This is a genomic window from Rhodococcus sp. BS-15, from assembly GCF_000813105.1.
In the GTDB taxonomy this organism is placed as follows: domain Bacteria; phylum Actinomycetota; class Actinomycetes; order Mycobacteriales; family Mycobacteriaceae; genus Rhodococcoides.
Genome location: NZ_BAOX01000319.1, coordinates 1 through 5,359 on the forward strand (window position 1 = coordinate 1; position 5,359 = coordinate 5,359).

Here is a 5,359-nt window from a genome sequence, read left to right on the forward strand (position 1 = left end):
CCTCGGCCGCGCAGGCCATAGCGCAGCGGGACCGTCGTCAACCGCACCCGCAGCGAGCCGACCACCTGGCCGAGAACGCCGTCTCCAACGGCATCACGGCAACCTCGGTCGCTCTCGAGGACCTGGCCGACGCCGTCGCCGAGGCCGACATCCTCCTCACCTGTACCGGAGCGGTGGGGGCCGTGGTTTCCATCGCCGACGCCCACCTCGCGCTCGCCCGCCGCGGCTCCGATCGACCGTTGGTCATCTGCGACCTCGGTCTGCCGCGCGACGTCGAACCCGCGGTCTCGGGTCTGCCGGGTATCACCGTCTTCGACATGGCGTCCCTGCAGCGCGATCCCGCCGCCGGTGCCGCGGCGAACGACGCGTCCGCGGCCCGCGAGATCGTCTCCAGTGAACTCTCGGGATACCTTGCCGGACAACGGCTTGCCGAGGTCACCCCGACTGTCACTGCACTGCGCCAGCGTGCTGCAGAGGTGGTCGAGGGAGAGCTGCTGCGTCTCGAATCGCGGCTGCCCGGACTCGACTCGCCGCAGCGCGACGAGGTGGCGCGCACCGTGCGCCGCGTCGTGGACAAGCTGCTGCATTCACCCACCGTGCGGGTCAAGCAGCTGGCCAGCACACCGGGCGGGGATTCCTACGCCGCTGCGCTGCGCGAGTTGTTCGAGCTGAGCCCCGGCTCGGTCGACGCCGTTGCCACGCCGATGGAGATCGGCTCGCTGGAGTTGGTGGACGATTTCACCGCCAGCCGCACCGATCTGCGCTCGGACTCCTACCCCGGCGGAACCACCGGTCAGGAGCGTGCCGAATGACCGGCATCGTCAAGATCGGTACTCGCGGAAGCCTTCTCGCCACCACCCAGGCCGACACCGTTCGGGTGGCCCTCGCGGCAGCCGGAGTCGAAGCTGAACTGGTCATCGTCAAGACTGCCGGCGACCTGTCTGCTGCTCCCGTACAGACGATCGGCGTCGGCGTCTTCACCGCGGCGCTGCGGGAGGCGCTGGCCGACGGCACCGTCGACATCGCCGTGCACTCGTACAAGGATCTGCCGACGGCGGCCGACGAGCGGTTCACCATCGCCGCCATCCCGCTCGCGAGGACCCGCGCGATGCCCTGGTCGCCCGTGACGGACTGGTACTCGGTGAGTTGCCTGCCGACGCGAAGGTCGGCACGTCCGCCCCGCGCCGGATCGCTCAATTGCGAGCTCTCGGGCAGGGATTGGACGTCCGTCCGCTGCGCGGCAACCTCGACACGCGGATCGGAAAGGTCGCGTCGGGAGAGCTCGACGCCGTCATCGTCGCCCGCGCCGGACTGTCCCGCATCGGCCGACTCGACGTCGTCACCGAAGCACTCGACCCGGTTCAGTTGCTCCCGGCACCCGCCCAGGGTGCGCTCGCAGTCGAATGTCGCGTCGAGGACACCGATCTCGCGACCGCCATCGCCACCCTCGACGACGCGCACTCACGCGCCGCGGTGGCAGCCGAACGCGGACTGCTCGCCGAACTCGAAGCCGGCTGCACTGCTCCGGTCGGCGCGATCGCAGAGGTCGTCGAATCCATCGACGAGGACGGCCGCATCTTCGACGAACTGTCCTTGCGGGGCTGCGTCGCCGCCATCGACGGCAGCGACACCATCCGCGCGTCGATCGTCGGATCACCCGACCGAGCCGAGGAGCTGGGCCGGGAACTGGCCCGCGAACTGCTCGATCTCGGTGCGCGCGAACTCGTTTCAGTCACCGAACCAGCACAGGCCGGTTCTCAGGTACAGGGTGGATCTCATGTCTAGGGCCATAACGGCACCCGTCCGCGGACGCGCCAAACGCAAGGCGACCCGTCCGGTGGTGCGAAGAGAGTCGATCGCCACCGCTCGACTGATTCCGAAACGGGGCACCGCAACCCCGATAGAACTGCAGTACCCACACAAGACAGCACTGGAGAACAACCGATGAGCCCAGTCCGCAAGAACACCAACGGACGGATCCTGTTCGTGGGATCCGGGCCGGGTGACCCGGCTCTGCTCACGGTCCGGGCACGGGAAGTGCTCGGAGCGGCCGAGCTCGCATTCACCGATCCCGACGTCGACAAGGGCGTCACCGCACTGGTCGGTGCCGACGTTCCGCGTGACCCGGAGACGGGCGAGAACGGTGTCGAGGTTCGTCCGGCACTCGGCGAACCGGCCGAGGTCGCCAAAACTCTTCTAGCCGAAGCCAAGAACGGCCACGACGTGGTTCGCCTTGTCTCCGGTGATCCGCTCACGACCGACTCGGTGATCGCCGAGGTCAGCGCAGTCGCACGCACGCACGTGCCGTTCGAGGTGCTCCCCGGCCTGCCGTCGGGATCGGCCGTCCCCAGCTACGCCGGAATGGCACTCGGCTCGGGTCACACCGAGGCCGACGTCCGGGGCGAGGTCGACTGGGCAGCACTCGCTGCTGCTCCCGGCCCCCTGGTATTGCACGCAACATCGGGCCACCTGGCCGAAACCGCCAGTGCCCTCGTCGAACACGGCCTGGCACCGCAGACGCCCGCGGCCATCACCGTCCGCGGCACCACCCGTCAGCAGCGCACCGTCGAGGCCACTCTCGCCACCCTCAACGACGCCGGATCCGAGCTCGTCGGATCGCTCGTCGTCACCGTCGGCAAAGTCGTCTCGGGCCGAAACAAGATGTCCTGGTGGGAATCTCGCGCACTGTACGGCTGGACCGTGCTGGTGCCGCGCACCAAGGATCAGGCAGGGGAGATGAGCGATCGACTCGTCACCCACGGAGCCATCCCCATCGAGGTCCCGACCATCGCCGTCGAGCCCCCGCGCAGCCCGGCCCAGATGGAACGCTCCGTCAAGGGCCTGGTCGACGGCCGCTACCAGTGGGTCGTCTTCACCTCCACCAACGCCGTTCGCGCCGTGTGGGAGAAGTTCGAGGAGTTCGGTCTGGACGCTCGCGCGTTCTCCGGCGTCAAGATCGCCTGTGTCGGCGAGGCAACCGCGGCGAAGGTGCGTTCGTTCGGCATCAACCCCGAACTGGTGCCGTCGGGTGAGCAGAGCTCGCTCGGACTGCTCGAGGACTTCCCGCCGTACGACGAGGTCTTCGACCCGGTCAACCGAGTTCTCCTGCCGCGCGCCGACATCGCCACCGAAACTCTCGCCGAGGGCCTGCGAGAGCGGGGCTGGGAGATCGACGACGTCACCGCGTACCGCACCGTCCGGGCCGCACCGCCCCCCCGCCGAGACCCGCGAGATGATCAAGACCGGCGGGTTCGACGCAGTGTGCTTCACGTCGAGTTCCACCGTCCGGAACCTGGTCGGCATCGCCGGAAAGCCGCACGCGCGCACACTGGTGGCGTGCATCGGCCCCAAGACCGCCGAAACGGCCGTCGAATTCGGTCTGCGCGTGGACGTGCAGCCCGAATCGGCACAGGTCGGACCGCTGGTCGAGGCTCTCGCCGAGCACGCGGCTCGCCTGCGGGCCGAGGGCGCACTGCCACCACCGCGCAAGAAGTCGCGCCGCCGGTAACTCGGCTGCGGATCTCACGATCGGCACACCCGGTCCGTAAGGAGTTCGCTTGTTCCCCACCGACCGTCCCCGACGCCTGCGCCGTACCCCGGCACTGCGTCGGCTCGTGGCGGAGACATCGCTCGAGGCACGGCATCTGGTGCTGCCGATGTTCGTGGCCGACGGCATCACCGAGCCTCGGGCGATCAGCTCGATGCCCGGGGTGTACCAACACACGTTGGATTCGCTGAGCGCTGCGGCCGCCGAGGCAGTCGCGGCAGGCGTCGGCGGCGTCATGCTGTTCGGAGTGCCGAGGCCCGAGGACAAGGACGAGACCGGCTCGGGTGCAACCGACCCGGACGGAATTCTCAATCGGGGGCTGGCGCGGCTGAAGGCCGACCTCGGGGATTCGACGGTCATCATGGCCGATACCTGCCTGGACGAGTTCACCTCGCACGGGCACTGCGGAGTCCTGGGGGAGAACGGTTCCATCGACAACGACGCCACCCTGCTGCGCTACGTGGACATGGCCGTCGCGCAGGCGGAGTCGGGTGCGCACCTGCTCGGGCCGAGCGGAATGATGGACGGTCAGGTGGGAGCCATCCGCGCCGGACTCGACGCTGCCGGCCATGTCGAGGTCGGTCAGCTGGCGTACTCGGCGAAATACGCGTCGGCCTTCTACGGCCCGTTCCGCGAAGCAGTGGGGTCCTCGTTGCAGGGTGATCGCCGGACGTATCAACAGGACGCAGCGAACCGCCGCGAGGCCACCCACGAGGTGGAGCTCGATCTCGCCGAGGGTGCCGACATGGTGATGGTCAAGCCGGCGATGTCGTATCTCGATATTCTTCGCGACGTCGCCGAGATGTCACCGGTTCCGGTTGCGGCTTATCAGATCTCCGGGGAATATGCCATGATCACCGCCGCCGCTCAGAACGGGTGGATCGACCGCGACGCAGCGGTACTGGAATCGCTCGTCGGTATCCGGCGCGCCGGTGCCGATGTCGTACTGACCTATTGGGCTACCGAAGTGGCGGGCTGGTTGTGAACGAATTTCCTCCGAACAACAACCCGGACGGCAACAACCCCGACAGCAACACGCCGGGCAACCCACCGCCGCAGCCGGATTGGCAGCGCTGGGAGATGGAGCACGGGTTCCCACAGTCAGGACCGGAGCCCCCGCCGACCCCGCGTCCGGCCCCCGTCGACGTCGAGACCGCACGCCACCTGTGGTGGGGAGTGGCGCTGATCGGGGCGCTCTCGGCGCTGTTCTCGGTGTGGACGCTGTTCGGGGCGCGCGAGGAATTCGCGCAGTCCCTGCTCGACGACCTCGCAGCGCAGGACGCGGCCGCCGACATGACGGTGGAGTCCACGCAGTCGATGGTGACGGTGATGCTCGTCGTCACGGTGTTCGTCGTACTCGGTTTCGGAGCGTTGTTCCTGTTCTGGGTCAAGCGGATGCGCGCGGGCAAGATGTGGGCGCGCATGCTGCTCACCATCATCGGATCGTTCACCGTGTTCACCATGATCCTCGAACTGTTCGCCATTGCGTCGAGCGCAGGCGCGATGAACATCGTGATGAGTGTGCTCGGCATCGGCCAGGGAGTGTTGGCCGCCGGGGCGATCTACCTGATGCACCGTCGGGAGTCCAACGAATACTTCGTCGCTTCGGGGCATCGGTAGTTTCAGAACTCGATAATTTCGGGCGTGTTCGAGGCTGCGGCACCAGCTGTGTGACTAGCATCACTCTCGATATCTTCTCGAGTGATCGGAACCGACATGGCAGAGCACACCCCTGCAGCAGCGAGTATCACGCAGCCGACCGCAGCACCGGCCGTCGATCGCGAGCCCTGTCCCGCCGAGAGCGGTCGCCCC

At 67.8% G+C, this 5,359-nt stretch carries 3 protein-coding genes and 3 pseudogenes; all 6 read left to right on the plus strand.

The genetic code is table 11. The annotated features are described in order from the left end of the window. Positions 1–33: 33 nt before the first annotated feature. Positions 34–812 (plus strand): annotated as a pseudogene (locus tag RHBS_RS23785) (glutamyl-tRNA reductase); the annotation flags it as partial. A 5-nt stretch (positions 813–817) separates the two neighbouring features. Then, positions 818–1,785 (plus strand): annotated as a pseudogene (gene hemC, locus RHBS_RS23790) (hydroxymethylbilane synthase). Then, positions 1,778–1,948 carry a hypothetical protein gene (locus RHBS_RS29250; RefSeq protein ID WP_156516050.1) on the plus strand — a complete coding sequence of 57 codons (171 nt, stop codon included), beginning with the start codon at positions 1,778–1,780 and terminating at the stop codon, positions 1,946–1,948. The pseudogene hemC and the gene RHBS_RS29250 overlap by 8 nt, the downstream one beginning before the upstream one ends. Next, positions 1,945–3,508, plus strand: a pseudogene (locus tag RHBS_RS23795) (uroporphyrinogen-III synthase). The gene RHBS_RS29250 and the pseudogene RHBS_RS23795 overlap by 4 nt, the downstream one beginning before the upstream one ends. A 49-nt stretch (positions 3,509–3,557) precedes the next feature. Then, positions 3,558–4,532, plus strand: a complete 975-nt coding sequence (hemB, locus tag RHBS_RS23800) for a porphobilinogen synthase (protein ID WP_128646579.1) — start codon at positions 3,558–3,560, stop codon at positions 4,530–4,532. Further along, a complete protein-coding gene (locus RHBS_RS23805) occupies positions 4,529–5,167 on the plus strand; it encodes a hypothetical protein (protein ID WP_128646581.1) in 639 nt (212 codons plus the stop codon). Before hemB ends, RHBS_RS23805 begins: the two co-directional genes overlap by 4 nt. Positions 5,168–5,359: the final 192 nt, after the last annotated feature.